The organism is Chryseobacterium sp. SG20098 (assembly GCF_031844745.1).
In the GTDB taxonomy this organism is placed as follows: Bacteria; Bacteroidota; Bacteroidia; order Flavobacteriales; family Weeksellaceae; genus Chryseobacterium; species Chryseobacterium cucumeris.
The window spans coordinates 1,826,427-1,846,304 of sequence record NZ_CP134622.1; the positions used below are offsets into that span (position 1 = coordinate 1,826,427).

A 19,878-nucleotide genomic window follows, 5' to 3' on the forward strand; every position below is an offset into this window, starting at 1 on the left:
ATGGATTTTAAAAATATAACGATAGCGGGAAGCGGCGTATTAGGATATCAGATCGCTTTCCAGACGGCCTATCACGGTTTCAACGTTACCGTATATGATATCAATGATGAAGTATTGGAAAAAGCCAAAGGTAAATTCACCGCTTTAAGTGAAGCTTACAAAAAAGATCTGGGCGCAACGAAGGAACAACTTGATGCCACATTTAAAAATATCAATTATTCATCAGACCTTGCTGAAGCAGTTAAAGATGCCGATCTTCTGATAGAAGCTGTTCCAGAAGATCCAGCAATTAAAACAGAATTCTACCATAAGCTGGCTAAGGTTGCCCCGGAAAAAACAGTATTTGCAACGAATTCTTCTACTCTTCTTCCAAGTCAGTTTGCTGAGGATACAGGAAGACCGGAGAAATTTGTAGCCCTCCATTTTGCCAATGAAATCTGGAAGCACAATACCGGAGAGGTAATGCGGCATCCGGGAACTTCTCAGGAGGTATTTGATTCTGTAATCAGATTTGCGAAAGCGATTGGAATGGTAGCACTACCTATCCAGAAGGAACAACCCGGGTATATTGTCAATTCATTATTGGTTCCGCTGCTTGGCGCTGCAGTCAATCTCTGGGTTGATGAAGTATCAGATATAGAAACAATTGATAAGACATGGATGGTAGCTACAGGAGCACCTGCAGGGCCTTTTGGTATTCTGGATATTGTAGGAATTACGACGGCTTATAATATCAATAAGATGGAAGCCGAAGAAACTCAGGATCCGTTAAAGATAAAAGCTGTAGAAAAATTAAAAAAAGAATATATTGATAAAGGAAAACTGGGAGTATTGACCGGGGAGGGATTTTATAAATATCCGAATCCCGCCTATCAGGACAAGGATTTTCTGAAGTAGAATCCTACAATTCAATATTTTAAGCTATTAAATAATAAAAGCAGGACTTGTATGAAGTCCTGCTTTTTGTTTTTATGATCTATTCCTGAAAGTTATTCAGGTTTATAAGAATCTTTCAATGTTACTGTTCTGTTGAATACCAAGGTATTTTCAGTAGAATCCTGATCTTTTGTAAAATATCCGATTCTCTGAAACTGTAATGGTTCTCCCACAGCAACTTCTTTCAGGCTCGGTTCAGCAAATCCTTTCACTGTAGTTACAGACTCAGGATTGATGAAGTTTAAGAAATCTACATCTTTTTCCGCATCAGGCTGTTCCACTGTAAACAGTTGGTTGTAGATTCTTACTTCTACAGGAATAGCATGTTTTGCAGATACCCAATGTAAAGTTCCCTTTACTTTTCTTAAACTTTCCTCTGTTCCGCTTCCTGACTTACTCTTCTCATCATACGTAGCGTAGATCGTTGTAATCTCACCATTTTCATCCTTCTCCACCCTTTCGGCTTTGATGATGTAAGCAGACTTCAAACGAACTTCTCCTCCTAATTTGAGTCTGAAGAATTTATTGTTAGCTTCTTCTTTGAAATCTTCACGTTCAATATAGATTTCTCTTGAGAATGGAACTTCTCTTGTTCCTGCATTTTCCTGTTCAGGATTATTCTCAGTTTCTAACCATTCTTCCTTATCTTCCGGATAGTTTTCAATCACTAATTTCACTGGATCTACTACTGCCATTACACGCTTGGCAACCTTATTCAGGTCTTCACGCACGCAGAAATCCAGTAACTGAATTTCGATAAGGTTTTCTCTTTTCGCTACCCCTACTTTTTCAATAAAGTTTCTGATAGAAGTAGGAGTAAATCCTTTTCTTCTCATCCCTGAAATAGTAGGCATTCTAGGATCATCCCATCCGGTTACTACTCCTTCAGCTACCAATCTTTGCAGCTTTCTTTTGGAAGTAATCATATAGGAAACATTCATCCTTGCAAATTCTCTCTGCTTGTTTTTAACATTTCCTTCTTCATAAACCTGATCTAAATACCAGTTATACAAAGGTCTGTGATTTTCAAACTCCAAAGAACAAAGTGAATGTGAAACCTGTTCTATATAATCGGATTCACCATGAGCCCAGTCGTACATCGGATAAATTTTCCAGGCTGTACCGGTTCTGTGGTGAGGTTTATTCAAAATTCTGTACATCACAGGGTCACGCATATTCATGTTGGGTGAAACCATGTCAATTTTTGCACGAAGAGACATTGAACCACTTTCAAATTCTCCGTTTTTCATCCTTTCGAATAAATCTAAAGACTCTTCAACAGGACGATTTCTGTATGGGGATTCAATTCCCGGCTCTGCAGGATTTTTTCTTTGCTCAGTAATCACTTCAGACGGCTGCTCATCTACGTAAGCTTTTCCTTCTTTAATTAACCGAACTGCCCAATCATAAAGCTGCTGGAAGTAATCGGATGCATACAAAACTTTATCCCATTTGAAACCTAACCATTCTACATCTTTCATAATAGAATCTACGAATTCCTGTTCTTCTTTCTCAGGGTTCGTATCGTCGAAACGAAGGTTTACCGGAGCATTGTATTTTTCACCAAGCCCAAAGTTGATGCAGATGGCTTTTGTATGCCCTACATGCAGATAACCATTGGGTTCAGGTGGAAAACGGAAACGGATCTGATCTCTTCTTAAACCGTTTGCCAGATCATCTTCTATAATTTGCTCAATAAAATTGAGTGATTTTTTTTCTTCTTCCATTAAAGTAGCTTTTATTTTTTTGCAAAAAAAGTTTCACAAAGTTACGGAAAAATAAGCTTTTGTAAAAGTGGTAATTTAAATGCCTTACCTGTTGTATTTCAATATTTTTCACTAATTTCGGAAAGCTAATACCATTTTAACCATTAACCGTTATGGCTGTTTATATCTTAAGCAACCGGAAAATTATCCGGCATAAAGGTGAAAGAGTAGACTCTTTTTCCAATGAAGAATACTCGATTCCCAATTTCAGGATCGCCAAATGCAATTTTGACAATTATAAGGAACCTACTGCACAGGCCAAAAAGAAAAAAGACTATACCAACAGAAACATTTTAGATTACAAACTTTTTTCTGAGCCTGAAAAACAGGGGTATGAAGAGGTTTTAGACGTTCTGTTGAGCGAAAAAGGAATTAAAAACTCCCCTCTTACAGCCAATAATCTTGGTGGCACCCAGAGAATGTTTTATGAATTGTACAAAAACATGTCTTCTACAAAAGACAGAAGCGATGTCATGATATTCATCCATGGTTATTTATATGATTTTGATGATGAGTTAAAAGCCATACTTGATCTGAAAAAAATATTTATTGATAATCCAGCCTCTCCTGTGGAGCATATTTTATTTGTAAGCTGGCCCGCCTCCGGCAGTATAATCCCATTGAGTTATTTTGATGATAAAGCTTCCAGCATCAATTCGGGAACCTCTTTGATGAGATTGTTCTATTTCTATACTCAGTTTTTAAAAGATATTTTTTCCAACCGGGATCTTGCTCCCTGCAATCAAAGAATACATCTTGTGGCTCACTCTATGGGAAACAGAGTGCTTCAAAGTATGCTATACAGCCTTAAAAGGGAAAATATACTTCGTGTTATCGACCAGGTCATCCTGTTAAATGCTGACGTGAGCTATAAAGTATTTGAAGATGCTGAGGATTCATTTAATAAGCTGCCCTTACTGGCTAACAGGATTTCTATTTACTTAAACAGACAGGATATTATTCTGGCGGCTTCTCAGTTCACGAAAAATATTCTCACTCCAAGGCTGGGTAAAAATGGTCCGAGCGGTATTGATCAATATAAAGATATTGTGTCTGTCATCGACTGTACCTTTGTAAAAGATGATCTTCTCAATAGTCTTAAATATGAAGTAGGAAATCATTGGGGATATCTTTCAAGCTCGCAGGTACAGCATGATATTTTCCAAAATTTATATGGAATTGACAGAAATCTTATTTCCAACAGATCCAAAGATAATGAAAACATTTTCACAATTTTTTCTTAACAAATAATTAAAATAATCTCCAAAAAATGAATTATAAGTTAAAAATCAGCTAAGAAATATCAGTATGGCACAATGATTGCTAATTCATTTGTTAGGGAATTACAATTTTTAATTATGGGACAGATTAAAAAAAGGTTTTCTGATATATTAAACTATATAAAGAAAGCCATTTTCGTAAAAGATGTGATTTAATTGAGTAACAACCTCTAAATCAACAAAATATTCGATCTATAACTGCCAGGTCCTCCTACAGACCGGATTAAAAAAAATTCAAATATTCTGAACAGGAAGGGATTGCAGGTGAAAAACTGAAACCAACCAAATTCATATTCAACACTATCTAAATATTTCAGGGAAATTGTTAAATAATATTAAATAATTCCCCACATGTTGTATAATTCAAAATAGTTATCGACATTTACTTACCAATCAAATAAAATCAATAACATGAAAAATCTAAAGAAAATCAAAAGAGGAGAATTAAAAACCATCAAAGGAGGAAGACCACCTCTTGGATGCAACAGTTGGAATCCGGTTGCCATGTGCTGCAGATCATGGGCTCCTGACTATTGTGGACAAACTACCTGCCCGGATTCACCTCCACCATTATGCTAATTAATTTTTAACAGTTATATTTTGAACCACAGCAGCTCATTTCTGAGTTCTAAATCGGATTCAAAATTATTGACAAATAAAGCTCCAGTGCCTAAACCTTGAGGCATTGGATTTTTTTTGGTAAATGTATACTGAGCAATGGCGTTCAAGCCGATATTACTTTCCAAAGCTGAAGTAATCCACCAACCTATATTCTGATTTTCTGCCAGAGAAATCCATTCATCTGAACCAGAAAATCCTCCTACTAAGGCAGGTTTCAGAATAATATATTGAGGATTTATCCTTTCTAAAAGTTGTTTCTTTTTTTCAGGATCAATAATTCCGATCAGTTCTTCATCCAATGCAATCGGAGTAGGTGTTTTTGCACATAACTCAGCCATATCATCCCAATTTCCAGCCTTGATAGGCTGTTCAATGGAATGAATATGAAGATCAGCAAGTTGTTGTAAAACAGTAACCGCTTCCTCTTTACTGAATCCCCCATTGGCATCCACACGAAGTTCCAGTTGTTCTTTGGAGAACTTTTCTCTTAATTTCTGAAGAATAACATGCTCAGATTTCCAGTCGACACCAATTTTTAATTTGATACAGTGAAAGCCTTTTTCCAGTTTTTCCTGAATCTGTTCTTTCATATACGCTGCGTCGCCCATCCATATCAGACCGTTGATGGTAATGGCAGACTTTCCTTCGGTAAACTCACTTGGAAAATATAGGCTGCCTCCATATTTTAAATTCTGAATGGCCTGCTCATATCCAAACCAGATGGAAGGAAATTCTTTCAGTTCTCCTTTCAAAAAGTCGGTATCCTGATTGATATTCTCACAAAGCCACTTCAGTTTTTCTTCATAATCGGGTCTGTCATCAAAACTCAGTCCTCTGAAGATAGCGCATTCCCCTACTCCTTTTCTTCCATCTTCGGAAATGGTCAGAATAAAAGTCTCTTTATCAAGCAAAACGCCGCGAGATGTTCCACTCGGGCGTTTAAATTGTAATAAATATTGTAAGTATGTTGCTTCCATTTATTTCACGCTGTCGATACGCATAAATTCTTCAGCTTTTTCTACCATTTCAATACTTCCGCAGAAGAAAGGAATTCTTTGGTGAAGTTCTGTAGGCTCTATTTCAAGAATTCTTCTGAATCCATCAGTTGCTTTTGCTCCTGCCTGCTCTGCCAGGAAGGCCATTGGATTACATTCGTATAAAAGTCTTAATTTACCATTCGGAGCTTGTGAATAAGAAGGATAAATATAAATACCTCCTTTCAGCATGTTTCTGTGGAAGTCTGCTACCAAAGAACCGATATATCTTGAAGTATATGGGCGGTCACCTTCTTCCATCTGGCAGTATTTAAGGTAGTTTTTTACTCCCTGAGGAAATTTGATATAGTTACCTTCGTTAATAGAATAGATTTTACCCGTTTTTGGGAAAGTCATGTTAGGATGAGAAAGATAATATGTTCCTAAAGATGGATCTAATGTAAATCCATTTACTCCATTTCCTGTTGTGTAAACAATCATGGTAGATGAACCGTAAATAACATATCCTGCAGCAATCTGGTTGATTCCTTTCTGTAAAAAGTCTTCCAACTGTACCGGTGTTCCAGGTTCTGTAACTCTCCTGTAGATCGAGAAAATAGTTCCTACGGAAACATTTACGTCAATATTGGAAGATCCGTCCAAAGGATCAATTAATACAACATATTTACTCAAATGTCCGTTTTCACCACATTTAATATCAATAAAGTCATCATTTTCTTCAGAAGCAATACCACAAACAACCTCTCTCTGAGACAAAGCCGTAATAAAAATTTCGTTAGCGATAACGTCTAATTTCTGCTGCTCTTCTCCCTGAACGTTTTGGTTTCCTGCAGCCCCTGTAATATCTACAATTCCGGCTTTATTTACTTCTCTGTTTACCACTTTCGAAGCCAATCTTATTGCACTTAGAAGACGAGAGAATTCACCTGTAGAATACTGAAAATCGTCCTGTTTATCTATAAGAAATTCTCCTAAAGTCTGTAATGGTTGATTTGACATATTTTTCTTTTTACGTTTTGCCCAAATTTCGGAAAATTTATTGCATTAAGAAAATTTAATTAAAAAAGAGATTAGGTACTGTATTTCAGTACAATACAAACAAAACATAACATAACACCTGGTCATTATTAAAAATTACACCTCCAAATTTGTTTGCTAAGACCCACAAAAAAATAAATTATTTCATTATTTGTTGATTTTAAGGAAATCTTAATTCTATCTCTGCGCCAGGCTATTTCATATCTCGTTGTAAATTTATAATTTTGACGTCCGTAAAAAACTCATGTAATTTTTTATCTAACAATTTTATTTTTAACAATTTAATGAAAATTTTCAAGTTTGGTGGAGCATCCGTAAAAGATGCTGACAGTGTAAAAAATGTGTCCATGGTTCTAAAAAGCCAGGGATTTGCCAAATGCTTGCTGGTAATTTCAGCAATGGGCAAGACTACAAATGAGTTGGAAAAAGTTGTAGAACTGTATTTCAAAAAAGATAACTATCAAACTGAGATCGAAAAGATAAAACGAAAACACATGGAGATTGCGGAAGGACTTTTTCCTGAAAATCATGCGGTTTTTGCTGAAATTAATCTCTTCTTTGATGATATTGATTCTTTTTTAAGAAGAAATAAATCTCCTAACTACAACTTCGTATACGATCAGGTGGTAAGTTGCGGAGAAATGATCTCTACTAAAATTGTGAGTGAGTATCTGAATGAAATTCAATTTACGAATCAGTGGCTGGATGCCAGAGATTATGTAAAAACGGATAATTCTTACAGAGAAGGCACGGTAGACTGGGCAAGAACCGAAGAGTTTATTTCCCATCTAAATCCTGAAATCTGCTATGTAACACAAGGATTTATTGGATCTGACGACAATAATTTTACGGTAACGTTAGGAAGAGAGGGTTCTGACTACTCTGCTGCTATTTTTGCATACTGCTTAAATGCAGAAGCAATGACGATCTGGAAAGATGTACCGGGAGTAATGACCGGAGATCCGAGAAAATTCAACGATGTAACTCTTCTTTCCAACATTTCTTATGAAGAAGCAATTGAAATGGCTTATTATGGAGCAAGTGTTATTCACCCAAAAACATTACAGCCGCTACAGCAAAAAAACATTCCTTTTTATGTAAAATCTTTCTTAGACCCTGCCAAAGAAGGAACAAAAGTAGGTGCTTCCGACAAAAACCAACAGGAAGAATCTTATATTCTGAAAGAAAACCAGGATCTTTTGAAAATCTCTACCAGAGACTTCTCTTTTATTGCAGAAGATCATATGAGCCTGATTTTTGGATACTTGTCTAAGTACAAAATTAAAGTTTCCCTGATGCAGAATTCTGCAATCTCTCTGGCACTGTGCCTTGAGGATAAATTTAATCATATTGATGAGCTCAACGAAGAGCTTCAAAAAATTTTTAAAACCGAAGCAATTAAAAATGTATCTTTATTCACAGTAAGAAATGCGAAGAAGGATCACATTGATAAATTTTACCATGAAAAAAATGTATTATTGGAACAAATCTCCAAGAATACTCTTCAAATGGTAACACAATAATATTAATTGCGACTAAACACACATGAGTTTAATTTCGAAAAACGATCTGATCAAAGCTTCCGGCTTAAATAAAATTGGGTTTCTCAAGAACCCGGTAGCATCTGCTGTGATGAGCATTGCTAAAATAAACGAAGTAAATAAATTATACGATAAATTAAAAGACAAGGAAGGCAAAGACTTTTTCGACTCATTTGTGAGAGAAAGAAACCTAAGCTATGTAGCTTTTGAAGAGGATCTGGCAAAGATTCCGAAAACGGGACCGTTTATTCTCGTTTCCAATCACCCGCTGGGTGCTATTGACGGTATTCTGATGTGCAAGGTCCTGACAGAGGTTCGTCCGGATTTCAAAGTAATGGGGAATTTCCTTTTGGAAAAGATCAAACCTATGGAACCGTATGTAATCGCTGTAAATCCTTTTGAAAACAGAAAAGAAGCGTACAGCAGCTCTTCAGGAATGCGAGAAACCCTCAAGCATTTGCAAAACGGAGGCTGTGTAGGTATATTCCCGGCAGGAGAAGTTTCTAATAAAAACAATCCTTATGGAGAAATTTTAGATAAGGAATGGGAAAAAACGGCACTTAAGCTGATCAGAATGGCTAAAGTGCCGGTAGTTCCTATGTATTTCCATGCTAAGAACAGCCGACTTTTTTATCAGGTGGCTAAGCTTCACCCGAATTTACAGACACTGATGCTTCCAGCAGAAATGATGAATGACAGGGAAAAACCTATCAGAATCAGAATCGGACGTCCTATTACCGTAAAGGCAATGGATGATATGGAAACGATTGAGGAATTGGGAGAGTTTCTGAAACGTAAGGTGTATATGATGAAATCTTACTATGAAAAGAGAAAATCTCTTGCTCAAAGCATCAATCTTCAGAATTTATCGGTAAAGTTTCCTTTATTGAAGGAAGAAAACATTGTTCAGAATATCATTGATGAAACTCCTCTGGAAGACATTATTAAAGATGTTGATAAACTGAGAGGAACTGATAAAATGCTTTTCAGTAACGGAAATTATGAGATCTACTTTACGACTTACGAAGAAATCCCTTCTATTATGAGGGAAATCGGACGTCAGAGAGAGCTTACTTTCCGTGCAGTAGGTGAGGGAAGTAATCTTCCATTTGACCTTGATGAGTATGACAAACATTACCACCATCTTTTCCTATGGGATAACGGTGAGAAAAAACTGGCTGGTGCTTACAGAATGGCATTGGGTAGAGAGGTAATGAAGAAATACGGCATCAAAGGCTTCTATACAAGCTCTTTATTTGAGTTTGAACAGGACATTCATCCTTTCTTCAAAAAAGTGATTGAAATGGGTCGTGCTTACATCTGCCAGGAATATCAGCAGAAACCTCTTCCACTCTTCCTTTTATGGAGAGGGATTGTGCATGTATGTCTGAGAAATCCTGATCATAAATTCCTTATGGGTGGCGTGAGTATTTCGAACAAGTTCTCTGAGTTCTCAAAATCGCTGATGATTGAGTTTATGCGTTCCAATTATTTTGATTCCGCAGTAGCTCAGTATATCACTCCAAGGAATGAATATAAAGTAAAGCTTCGTGACAGAGATAAAAACATTTTCTTTGAGGAAATGGAGTCTGATTTGAATAAGCTGGACAAGATTATTGATGATCTTGAACCTGAATTGAGACTTCCTGTTTTGATCAAAAAATACATCAAACAAAATGCTAAAGTAATTGCTTTCAACGTTGACCCTAACTTCAATGATGCCATTGACGGATTGATGTACATCCGAATCAGTGATCTTCCGGAAAACACGATCAAACCGGTATTGGAGGAGATGAGCGAGCAAATCAGAAAGGAGCAGGAAAATAATCCGGCTGATAATCAGTAAGTTTTTAACTTTATTCAAAAAAAGTACGATGAATACTTGCTTTGTATACTAAAACTTACTACTTTTGCATCACTTTAAAACAACGAAGTAAGTCAAACAAAAATATAATGGTTTCTTAGCTCAGTTGGTAGAGCAATGGATTGAAAATCCATGTGTCCCTGGTTCGATTCCTGGAGAAACCACTTTAAAACCTCTGATTAGTCAGAGGTTTTTTTGTTTTCTATTTATTCCTATTCATGTTCCATAATTCCCTGAACTCGTACCAAACTAGCTTTTAAATCAGACAGCCCATACTAATTGTTTTTCTGCATTTCTTCTTTCAACTTAGGCCATTTACCTTACTTTTTGAATCATCTTCAAAATACGCTCCTAAAATATTCTATCTAGATTCCCAGCCACCCTATTCCTATGATTTTTTATTGAACAAAAAATCATAGGTATTTGCAAGATAAGCTACCATTTTTTTAAATAAAAGCACAGTTAGATTTAAATGTGCTTTATATATTATTTTTTAGGATGCTGTTTTCTCCATTCTGTAATATTCATAGGTTGGTTATCTGGGCCGCAGGTACTGTTATACTCACATTCTTCAGCAAAATATTCATCGTGGTCTGCATTGTCCCACCATTCTTTAAATTTAGGAAGGTTAAAATAATTATTTTTCTGTAAAATATTTACTTCCTCCTGATCTAAAAGAAACGTAACCTCCCCATCAATTTTAGAGTTTTCTCCGTATCCTTAAACAAATCTTTTGTCATACTGAGCCTTCCATTTTAGTATGACTGCTGCTGTTATACCCCAAAAATTTAGGATTGGCATGAACAGCATTCAATTCTACCTGAACATCTGTCGCATTACTTCCATAGACAAGAGAGATCGGTTTTCAGAAGTCGGAAGTTTGCCAAAATGAAGTACTTCACCATCATAGTAAAACTGTTCTCCGTAAGCTTCGGCTGTTCTTGCAATTGAGCTTTCCCAAGAGAATCATGGGCCAGAATAAGTTCAAAATTGTGCTGGCGTCTCGCACTCTGCTGTAGGCGGAAATGCTTGAAGTGTTTGATTATTTTGCCTTCAATCACAATATCCAGTTTTACCACACGGTTGATTCCGGGAATATGATTCTCAGAAATCTTATCGGAATTTGAGGCATTTTTATTCATAGTGATTAGGTGTTTTTTCAGAACTTTATTTGGAATAAACAGTCGTTCTATAAGGTTAAAAAAGGCAGAACAGTGTCCCTTGAAACGGGTGTACTATTCTGCCTGATATTAAATTCTGAATATGCTTAAGAAGGCCATGCTCCAAAGTACGAAGAATTCCCCAGATCTATCTGCTCTGCACTTACCACAAAACTAATATACATACTGTTGTCATCCACAGCGTCGAAATCTACTTCATGCTGAATTACATAACCATTGTTCCACTTTAATGTTGTTAGTGTTCCTTCTTCGTGAGATTTGTTGAAAGTAATCTCTCCTACTGTAGGCTTATACTTTCCGTTCAGTAAACTTTCCAGGATGTCTGATTTATCCGTAGCTTCCACCGTAATTTTGATAAGAGCATTGGAAGGATCTGATGCTACACGTCCTGATACATCTGTAGCTCTTGATACGCTATAATTAAGTTTTAATAGCTTTTGTCCTTCTCCGTTGTTGAATTTTAAAATTCCTCTTGAGTTTCTTTCTGCCATGATTATAAATTTTAATGGTTAATGTATTGTGATTGTTTGCTTTCTATATCACCAAATATAGATGTATTTATAAAAAGCAAATAGTGTTTATTATTAAATTTAAAAAAATGTAGTAATAGTACGACTAACACTTGTTAGGTGAATTAAGTATTATAAATCAAGTGTTTGCTGTTTTCACAATTAAAAATCGGATTATTTTATGGCCTGCTTAACATTGTTTAGAGAAGCAACAATTTAACTCTAAAAATAGTCCAGCAGAAAAAATCTTCTCCTCCATCCTTTGTAAGTACAATATTTTTGGAAAAAATCGCTAGATATCAGGTCTGAAAATCTTTTAATAAGGCTCTTTGAGAATTATATTCAAAAAACAGAAAAAAAATAAAACATACCAAAAGACTGATGAACAATACATTAAAGCTATAATTCAGTTATACCAGCATATTTATTCAAAAAAATTAACCGAAAAACTTGTACGGTATTATAAAATGTTATACTTTTGCATCACTTTAAAACAACGAAGTAATAAACGAAAACATAAATGGTTTCTTAGCTCAGTTGGTAGAGCAATGGATTGAAAATCCATGTGTCCCTGGTTCGATTCCTGGAGAAACCACTTCAAAACCTCTAATTTATTTTAGAGGTTTTTTGTTTTTTATATGGAACTTCTTTTCAGCGGTCTCTAAAGTTGAGCCACATCAAAAAATTAATCAATTGTTAAGTCTAATTGGATATTAATAAACTGAAAATTTGTATATAGTTGAATGTTTATATACATTTTTAGGAGTTAGTATAGGTGATGGAAAATGAGAGTGATTAATAGCGTCGGGAAAATTTTGCGTTTCTAAACAAAAAGCTTCTCTTTCCTGGTAGATGTGATCTTCTTTTCCTTTTACATTTTTTATCCAATTGGCAGTATATAACTGCAAACCCGGCATAGTGGTAAAGACTTCCATTTTTCTACCGGACCGTGGCTCTATAACAGTAGCTACTAAATCTAAACGATGAATAGGGTGCTTTAAAACAAAATTATGATCATATCCATTTCCAATCTTAAGTTGATCATGATCCGTATTAATTCTGTCTCCAATACCTGTTAAGGAGGTAAAATCAAACGGAGTATTTTTTACTGTTAAAATCTCGCCTGTAGGTTCAAGATTTTTTGTAAGAGGAGTATAAAAATCAGCCTCAATCTGCAATTGATGGTTATTTATTGTCCCACTACCCTCTCCTGCTAAATTAAAATAAGAATGGTTTACCAGATTGAGTATGGTTTCCTGGTCTGTTGTCCCTGAATAATCTAACCTTAATTCATTATTTTCATTAATGGAATAAGTTACCGTTACAGATAGTGTACCAGGGTAGCCCTCTTCCCCGTCAGGAGAAGTGTATTGAAAAGTCACTTCCGAGGCAGAAGATTCTTTAACATCCCATAATTTTTTATCAAAACCCTTCAGACCACCATGTAAATGATTATCTTCATTATTAACTGTTAATGAGTATTCTTTTCTGTTTAATATGAATTTTCCTTTCCTGACACGATTAGCGCATCTCCCACAAATGGCACCTTGATAAAATTCATTATTGTCTATGTATTCTTGTGCTGTTTCATATCCCTGTACCACATCTGCCTGTTTTCCGTCTTTATCTTTCACATTAATGCTCACTATAATTGCCCCATAATTTGTCACCTGTACAATCATTCCATTTTGATTGTTAAGAGTAAATAACCGGACTTTTTGTTGGTTGTGAACTGTATTAAAAGTCACTTCATTGATGACACCCATTTTTAAAAGTCTAATTTAACAACTCCTTTTTGCCTGATGAATAAGGGATGACAGGAACCTGCTCCAAATAAATGATTTAAAGTTGTGGTATATTTATCAAGCAAATTTTCAGGGACAAAGGCCTGTATTGTTCCTGCAAACCCTCCACCATGCACACGCCAGGCTCCGGCACCTTTTAGTACCAATTCGCTGTAAGCTAATCCCAATGACACGGCTTGTTCACGTATATTATTTGCTACATAAACATTTTGATTGTACATATACGAACTATGCCCCGAGTCTATGACCAATTGTAAAAATTTTTTAAAATCATTATTCTCTAATGCAGTCACTTCGTCTACTACCCGGTCATTTTCACATTCAAAATGAATGGCTCTTAAAATAGCCCGGTCTCCTACTTTCTTACGGATAGAAGGGGCGATATCCATCACTTTTTCCAGAGTGGTTTCTCTCAGCACACTACATCCTAAATGGGCGGCAACGTCTTTCATTTCTTTAGGTAAAACAGCGTATTCATCATTCAAATTAGTGTGATCGCCCTGGGTATCTGTGATCACTAAAGAAAAACCAGTAGATTCAAAATCAAAATTTACTTTTTTAACAACAGGATTGGTTACGTCTGCAAAGTCGATGATTACCAATCCTCCCACTGAACAAGCTACCTGATCCATTAATCCACAAGGTTTTCCAAAGAAAACATTTTCTGCATATTGTCCAATACGGGCATTTAGTATAGGATCTATGTTACCATCATTAAATAAATGACTTACAATTGCCCCAATTAAAACCTCAAATGATGCTGATGAACTTAATCCGGAACCTTTAGGAACGCATCCATCAATTACAGCATCAAATCCTCCTATTTTATATCCCAATTCATTTAATCGGGCGTTAATTCCACGAACAAGGGCATTAGAGGTTAAAAATTCGTTCTCATTGGGAATAAGGTGGTTCAAATCTACTTCAAATAACTGATAGCCTGAAGATTCAATCCGGATCACATTGGAGTTATTTTTAGCAGCAACGGCTATATTATCTAAGTTTATGGCACTCGCTAATACGCGACCATGATTATGATCTGTGTGGTTACCTCCAATTTCGGTTCGCCCCGGTGAACTAAAAACAGAAACCTCTTTTTCTCCAAAAATTTCTTTAAAACGGGATAATGTTTTGGTATACCGGATTGCTTGCTGATGTAATAATTCTGAGTTTTGTCCGTACAACTCTCTAAATTGAGGAATATCACCTTCACTAATTAAAGAATCAATATATTTATTATTTGACATGTATTGGTATCTGATTTATAAAACAGTCTATTTTTCTGAAGAGCTATTCTATTTATTTTTATAATGAATTGTTGAGCTTTTTTTAAGAATCTCAGCACTTTGTTCGGGAGTAATATCTCTTTGGGCTTCTGCTAACATTTCGTATCCTACCATGAATTTTTTCACACTAGCTGAACGAAGCAAAGGAGGATAAAAATGCATATGAAAATGCCATTCTTCATGTGATTCCAAGTCTGTAGGTGCCTGATGTATTCCTGCAGAATAAGGGAAAGAAATTGAGAAAATATTATCGTATTTCGTGGTCAGATCTTTCAATATCTGAGCAAATAAAGCCTGGTCCTCATGTGAAAAATCCGATAGACTATTTAAAGGTATCTTACTAATGATCATTGTTTCATAGGGCCAGGTTGCCCAAAATGGAACCAGAGCCACAAAACCTTTATTTTCTAAAATAATTCGCTCCTTACTTTCAATTTCTTTTTGAAGATAATCATACAAAAGAGTTGTTCCATGTTTATCATAATAGCTTTTCAAATTTTGCTGTGTTCTGACCACTTGAGAAGGAATGGATGCCTGTGCCCAAATCTGACCATGAGGATGAGGATTACTACAACCCATCACTGCCCCTTTGTTTTCAAAAATCTGAACATAATTAATATAATCCAGTTTCCCCAGACTCTGATATTCTTCTTTCCAGACAGACACCACCTTTGTAATTGCTTCTACAGACATTTCAGGAAGAGTCAATGAATGGTCATGTGAAAAGCAGATGACCCGGTTAATTCCTCTTTCAGGTTTCATTTTAAATAACTCATCCTCTTCATCATCCGCTTTATCTGTGGTTACTTCTTCTTTCAATAAAGCTCCAAAATCATTATCGAATACATATACACCTTCATAATGGGGGTTTTGGGTCTCATTAGCTCTTGAATTTCCGGGACATAAATAACATTTTGGATCATATTGATTTTGAATGCTTGTTAAGGGCTTTTCCTCTTGTCCCTGCCATGGGCGTTTAGCCCTTTGAGGTGATACCAAAACCCATTCATCCAATAAAGGATTATATCTTCTATGTGGATGATTTTTGCTATTAAATGAATTACTCATACTGAGTTTATTATTTATATCAGTTTGACCCGTTTTCAGGGTTTAATTTGTCCAAAATAGGTTCGGATAATGTGTTTAATTCTTTTTGAAGTTTATTATTTTTCTGTTCAAAAATAACAATCTCATTATTCCCCTTTTTTAAGTAACATCCCGGTAAATACAGAGTCTGTTGTGGTCCTACCGACCAATATCTTCCCAGATTAATTCCATTGACAAATACAATCCCTTTTCCGAAAGGCCGCATATCTAAAAAAGTGTCTCCCACCTGCGATACATTAAAATTCCCTTTATAGATAACTGGTCTGTTCTCTTTCACATCAGATTTTTGTTTTGCATCAATTACCGGAGCCTTTTCAAAAGGAAGTCCGTACATTTCCCAATCTCCTGTTATTTTTCGGTCATTAATAAATACAGGGGAAATAATTCCTTTTGTATTCTTATTAATCTCAGACCCGTAATTAATTCTCCCCATGTTTTCTACTATAATGTCTAATTTTCCATTGAAGGGTATATTAACATTACATTCATATTTTTTATAATAACGGTTAAGCTCTCCTACTTTTTCCCCATTCACATATACAATCGCATAATCTCTTAATCCATCTAGTTTTAAAGTTCCTTTAATGGGCTGATTAAAATTTTTGCTATACCAAACATAGCCATGCCCTTGATTTAACTGCTCAAAAGTCAAAGGATTATCATTAATTACAGGTTTTATATTCTTTTTTAAATCTTCTAAATCAATTGCCTGAGATAGTTGAATACCCGCAATCTTAATAACTGGAATTCTAGAAGGAACAGGAGGGGTAGAGGAATTTTTTAATAATTCTCTTAATTTCATATACTTTTCGGTTTCCCAACCTGCCTCAGTAATAGGTGCATCATAATCATAACTGGTCATACTTGGCTGTATAGCATGATCTTTATCGTAATTAGCTCCAGAGGTAAATCCGAAGTTAGTTCCTCCATGTACCATATAAATATTAAAAGAAATATCATTATTCATGAATTTTTCAATGTGACCTTTTACTCTTTCTGCTGCTTTACGGGGAAAAGGTTCTGCCCAATGGTCTAACCAGCCCGGATAGTATTCCGCTACCATAAAAGGGCCTTTCCCATTATGGTATTTTTTCACCTCTTTCTTAATATTTTCCGGGTCTTCATCTCCATTTGCCGTTGGTAAAGCGCCAGGCAAAGCACCTCCTTCAAATAACCAGTCTCCGTCTGAGGTAAAAAACTCCATTCCTTTGAAACCAACTTCTTTTAATTGATCAAATACTGAAGAACTGTATTTTTTATGATCTTCCAACTTAATGTCCTCCCGTTGACTAACAAAAGATCCGAATTCATTTTCTCCCTGCACCATAACAATAGGACCTCCATTAACAATCAAATAAGGTTTCACCACCTTGTAAAGCTCTGTAAAATAAGCTTTTGTTGAATTTAAAAATGGAGTATTATATTCTCTGATTTTCATATCCTTGTCGTTTTGTAAAAACCAGGGATAGCCACCGAATTCCCATTCTGCACATACATAAGGACCTGGGCGAAGGATTACCATTAAACCTTCTTCTTTTGCTATTTTTAAAAATTCAGCTAAGTTTCGATTTCCGGTTTGAAAATCCCATTTTCCAGGAGCTATTTCATGATAATTCCAAAAAACATAAGTAGCTATCGTATTTAAACCCATAGCTTTAACCATTTGTAACCGATGTCTCCAATAAGCCTGGGGAATTCTGGCGTAATGAATCTCACCAGAATGCAATTTAATTGACTGTCCGTTCAATTTAAATTCTCCGTCTTCAATTTTGAAAGATTCATATTTAATCGGTTTTTGCTGGGCATTTATTACAGTTGCTCCCACTAAACAAAAGGCTAAAATTATGTTTTTAATAAACTTCATTGTATATGTTGTATTAGCGATTAAAGTTAATTATGTATTAAAACAAATTTATAAATTTACCTGATGCTTCCATACTGGTTACCACCGGTTTTTGCAGCTTTACCACCAGTTGAAAAAATATTTAAATATTATGAAACTTGTTAAAATTCTTCAAATGCAAAACTCAAAATTATTCCTGTTACCAAAAACGAACATAAATAGCAGTGAGAATTAATACAATAATGACGATCAGGAATAATGTTCTATTGTCCACATTGAACATATTTTTGTCTGTAACAAAAGCTTTTGGATTTATTTTTGGGCCAAAGACACTTAAGAGTACCATTACCACTACAGTAATGAAAAATGACCAACCCATATTGATCAGGAAAGGAATCTCTGTAATGGATTTTACCATGCCATTTTCCAACTTTTCATAAGTGAATGCTGTATACATCCATGTTTCTTTTCCAAATAGTTCAACTGCAAAACTGTTAAAGAATATAGATAATAAAAAACCGAGCATAACTCCAACTATAGCAGCAGTTCCGGTAGTTCTTTTCCAAAACATTCCTAAAATAAACATAGCAAATACACCCGGACTAATAAAACCGGTATATTTTTGTATAAATGTAAAACCACCTTCACCACCGATTCCCAAAATATCTGTCCATGTAAATACCAAAGCAATAAGCATCGCCACTATAATTGTCAAACGTCCTGTTCTTACCATTTGCGATTCAGATGTATTGGTTTTTAAATATTTTTTATAAATATCTAAAGTAAAAATGGTGGATATACTGTTTACTTTTCCGGCAAGTGATGCTACTATTGCAGCTGTTAAAGCAGCCACTGCAAGACCTTTAAGTCCGGATGGAAGCAGCCCCAGGATTGCAGAATAAGCACTGTCTTTCACCCCATTAAAATTGGACAAATGACCTTTTGTATAAAGTACATAAGCTGCAATACCAGGAAGCACAACAATTAGAGGCATAAAAAGTTTCAAAAATCCTGCAAATAAAATTCCCGTTCTTGCTGTTTTTAGATCTGCTCCTAATGCTCTTTGGGTAATGTATTGGTTACATCCCCAATAATTAAGTTGTACAATCCATTGTCCAGCAAGATACATTGCTAAACCCGGCAAAACTATATATTTCCGTACCGCTAAATTTTCTGACATTGATAAAGTAGTGGTGGTAATTTGTGGTTTATCAAGAATGAGTTTGAAATGTCCCGGAGCTTCTTTCAAAAGGGTATTTAAACCCATTAAAGCATTTCCAACAGCAGCACCATTAATTCTTTGATCCACAACCTTTAATGCCATATAAACTGTAGCAAAGCCACCAATAATAAGAACAGCCACCTGAATAACATCCGTGTAGCCAATGACTTTCATTCCACCCAATCCAATAACCAAAGCCATTAGTAAAAGTGCAACCATAATGATATGCAGATGCCCTCCCCCGAGCAATGAATCAATAGCTACAGCTCCTAAATAAAGAATGGAAGTAAGATTAACAATTACATATAAAAATAGCCAAAAAACAGCCATAATAAGAGAAACAGCCTTATTATATCGTGTTTCCAAAAACTGAGGCATTGTATAAATCTTATTTTTGAGGTAAATAGGAATAAACCATACTGCAATAATTATCAGTGCAATGGCAGCCAGCCATTCATAAGCAGCAACAGCTACTCCCGTGAAAAAACCTTCTCCACTCATCCCAATAAATTGTTCTGCTGAAATATTAGATGCAATCAAACTCGCTCCAATTGCCCACCATGTCAATGAGCCCTCTGCAAGGAAATAATCTTTACTTCCTGTAGTTTTTGATTTTTTCCGATTGTATATCCATAGGCCATATACTGTTACAACAAAAAAATACATTAGAAATATAACAAAATCAAGTGTCGATAGTTTTCCCACGCTTAAAAATTTTTATAGTAAGTTTATCATAGATTTCTATACTTTCCAGCACTTTCAAGTACTATAAAGTATTTAATAGTTTAGCACTCTTAATAGATCATTTAGAACAATTCTGAATCTTTCACACTAAAATCACACAAAAGAAAACCTTCTATTATCAAATGTATAAATTTGAAAAA

14 protein-coding genes, 2 tRNA genes and 1 pseudogene are annotated in these 19,878 nt (G+C 35.4%); 7 read left to right on the plus strand and 10 right to left on the minus strand.

All coding sequences use genetic code 11. The features are described 5' to 3' along the window. Positions 1 to 897, plus strand: a complete 897-nt coding sequence (locus RHP76_RS08345) for a 3-hydroxyacyl-CoA dehydrogenase (RefSeq protein ID WP_062674810.1) — start codon at positions 1 to 3, stop codon at positions 895 to 897. A gap of 92 nt (positions 898 to 989) precedes the next feature. Here the strand turns inward: RHP76_RS08345 and RHP76_RS08350 are convergent, their stop codons facing one another. Further along, the gene (locus tag RHP76_RS08350; protein WP_311229945.1) at positions 990 to 2,663 is read right to left on the minus strand and encodes a glutamine--tRNA ligase/YqeY domain fusion protein; all 1,674 of its coding nucleotides are present in this window, start codon (positions 2,661 to 2,663) and stop codon (positions 990 to 992) included. A 152-nt stretch (positions 2,664 to 2,815) separates the two neighbouring features. Here RHP76_RS08350 and RHP76_RS08355 point away from each other — a divergent pair, with 152 nt between their 5' ends. Beyond that, entirely contained in the window at positions 2,816 to 3,946 is a 1,131-nt protein-coding gene (locus tag RHP76_RS08355) for an alpha/beta hydrolase (RefSeq protein ID WP_311229946.1), read from the plus strand. Positions 3,947 to 4,393: 447 nt separating this feature from the next. After that, entirely contained in the window at positions 4,394 to 4,561 is a 168-nt protein-coding gene (locus RHP76_RS08360) for a bacteriocin-like protein (RefSeq protein ID WP_156121559.1), read from the plus strand. Positions 4,562 to 4,575: 14 nt separating this feature from the next. Here the strand turns inward: RHP76_RS08360 and menC are convergent, their stop codons facing one another. Both menC and fbp read right to left on the minus strand, forming a co-directional pair. Continuing rightward, positions 4,576 to 5,580, minus strand: a complete 1,005-nt coding sequence (gene menC / locus RHP76_RS08365; protein WP_311229947.1) for an o-succinylbenzoate synthase — start codon at positions 5,578 to 5,580, stop codon at positions 4,576 to 4,578. Beyond that, positions 5,581 to 6,597 carry a class 1 fructose-bisphosphatase gene (gene fbp, locus RHP76_RS08370; protein WP_034695188.1) on the minus strand — a complete coding sequence of 339 codons (1,017 nt, stop codon included), beginning with the start codon at positions 6,595 to 6,597 and terminating at the stop codon, positions 5,581 to 5,583. Between the two features lie 323 nt (positions 6,598 to 6,920). Here fbp and RHP76_RS08375 point away from each other — a divergent pair, with 323 nt between their 5' ends. The 3 genes from RHP76_RS08375 to RHP76_RS08385 all read left to right on the plus strand — a co-directional run bounded on the left by RHP76_RS08375 (position 6,921) and on the right by RHP76_RS08385 (position 10,205). After that, complete coding sequence (locus RHP76_RS08375) at positions 6,921 to 8,159, plus strand: aspartate kinase (protein WP_311229948.1); 1,239 nt, start codon at positions 6,921 to 6,923, stop codon at positions 8,157 to 8,159. A 22-nt stretch (positions 8,160 to 8,181) separates the two neighbouring features. Continuing rightward, positions 8,182 to 10,023 carry a bifunctional lysophospholipid acyltransferase family protein/GNAT family N-acetyltransferase gene (locus tag RHP76_RS08380; protein WP_062674365.1) on the plus strand — a complete coding sequence of 614 codons (1,842 nt, stop codon included), beginning with the start codon at positions 8,182 to 8,184 and terminating at the stop codon, positions 10,021 to 10,023. A 109-nt stretch (positions 10,024 to 10,132) separates the two neighbouring features. Next, a tRNA-Phe gene (locus tag RHP76_RS08385) sits at positions 10,133 to 10,205 on the plus strand. 587 nt (positions 10,206 to 10,792) lie between these two features. Here the strand turns inward: RHP76_RS08385 and RHP76_RS08390 are convergent. Together RHP76_RS08390 and tssD are read right to left on the minus strand one after the other, a co-directional pair. Next, positions 10,793 to 11,183, minus strand: a pseudogene (locus RHP76_RS08390) (hypothetical protein); the annotation flags it as partial. Between the two features lie 125 nt (positions 11,184 to 11,308). Continuing rightward, a complete protein-coding gene (tssD, locus tag RHP76_RS08395) occupies positions 11,309 to 11,713 on the minus strand; it encodes a type VI secretion system tube protein TssD (protein WP_034695169.1) in 405 nt (134 codons plus the stop codon). A 540-nt stretch (positions 11,714 to 12,253) separates the two neighbouring features. Here tssD and RHP76_RS08400 point away from each other — a divergent pair. Next, positions 12,254 to 12,326 (plus strand) — tRNA-Phe (locus RHP76_RS08400). A 118-nt stretch (positions 12,327 to 12,444) separates the two neighbouring features. Here the strand turns inward: RHP76_RS08400 and RHP76_RS08405 are convergent. The 5 genes from RHP76_RS08405 to RHP76_RS08425 form a co-directional block, all read right to left on the minus strand. Next, the gene (locus tag RHP76_RS08405; RefSeq protein ID WP_311229949.1) at positions 12,445 to 13,497 is read right to left on the minus strand and encodes an aldose epimerase family protein; all 1,053 of its coding nucleotides are present in this window, start codon (positions 13,495 to 13,497) and stop codon (positions 12,445 to 12,447) included. A 2-nt stretch (positions 13,498 to 13,499) separates the two neighbouring features. Continuing rightward, on the minus strand, positions 13,500 to 14,783 hold the full coding sequence (locus RHP76_RS08410) for a galactokinase (protein ID WP_311229950.1): 1,284 nt from the start codon (positions 14,781 to 14,783) through the stop codon (positions 13,500 to 13,502). Between the two features lie 48 nt (positions 14,784 to 14,831). Continuing rightward, positions 14,832 to 15,890, minus strand: a complete 1,059-nt coding sequence (locus tag RHP76_RS08415) for a UDP-glucose--hexose-1-phosphate uridylyltransferase (RefSeq protein ID WP_062674359.1) — start codon at positions 15,888 to 15,890, stop codon at positions 14,832 to 14,834. Between the two features lie 19 nt (positions 15,891 to 15,909). After that, the gene (locus RHP76_RS08420) at positions 15,910 to 17,793 is read right to left on the minus strand and encodes a beta-galactosidase (protein WP_311229951.1); all 1,884 of its coding nucleotides are present in this window, start codon (positions 17,791 to 17,793) and stop codon (positions 15,910 to 15,912) included. Positions 17,794 to 17,971: 178 nt separating this feature from the next. Further along, positions 17,972 to 19,699 (minus strand): sodium:solute symporter family transporter, encoded by a 1,728-nt coding sequence (locus RHP76_RS08425; protein ID WP_288443167.1) that lies wholly within the window; start codon positions 19,697 to 19,699, stop codon positions 17,972 to 17,974. Between the last annotated feature and the right edge of the window lie 179 nt (positions 19,700 to 19,878).

Excerpts from the sequence above, each read along its gene's own strand:
- RHP76_RS08350 (WP_311229945.1), bottom strand. The coding sequence starts at position 2,663 with ATGGAAGAAGAAAAAAAATCACTCAATTTTATTGAGCAAATTATAGAA.
- tssD (WP_034695169.1), bottom strand. The coding sequence starts at position 11,713 with ATGGCAGAAAGAAACTCAAGAGGAATTTTAAAATTCAACAACGGAGAA.
- RHP76_RS08410 (WP_311229950.1), bottom strand. The coding sequence starts at position 14,783 with ATGTCAAATAATAAATATATTGATTCTTTAATTAGTGAAGGTGATATT.
- menC (WP_311229947.1), bottom strand. The coding sequence starts at position 5,580 with ATGGAAGCAACATACTTACAATATTTATTACAATTTAAACGCCCGAGT.
- RHP76_RS08375 (WP_311229948.1), top strand. The coding sequence starts at position 6,921 with ATGAAAATTTTCAAGTTTGGTGGAGCATCCGTAAAAGATGCTGACAGT.
- RHP76_RS08415 (WP_062674359.1), bottom strand. The coding sequence starts at position 15,890 with ATGAGTAATTCATTTAATAGCAAAAATCATCCACATAGAAGATATAAT.
- RHP76_RS08380 (WP_062674365.1), top strand. The coding sequence starts at position 8,182 with ATGAGTTTAATTTCGAAAAACGATCTGATCAAAGCTTCCGGCTTAAAT.
- RHP76_RS08405 (WP_311229949.1), bottom strand. The coding sequence starts at position 13,497 with ATGGGTGTCATCAATGAAGTGACTTTTAATACAGTTCACAACCAACAA.
- RHP76_RS08345 (WP_062674810.1), top strand. The coding sequence starts at position 1 with ATGGATTTTAAAAATATAACGATAGCGGGAAGCGGCGTATTAGGATAT.
- fbp (WP_034695188.1), bottom strand. The coding sequence starts at position 6,597 with ATGTCAAATCAACCATTACAGACTTTAGGAGAATTTCTTATAGATAAA.
- RHP76_RS08355 (WP_311229946.1), top strand. The coding sequence starts at position 2,816 with ATGGCTGTTTATATCTTAAGCAACCGGAAAATTATCCGGCATAAAGGT.
- RHP76_RS08360 (WP_156121559.1), top strand. The coding sequence starts at position 4,394 with ATGAAAAATCTAAAGAAAATCAAAAGAGGAGAATTAAAAACCATCAAA.
- RHP76_RS08420 (WP_311229951.1), bottom strand. The coding sequence starts at position 17,793 with ATGAAGTTTATTAAAAACATAATTTTAGCCTTTTGTTTAGTGGGAGCA.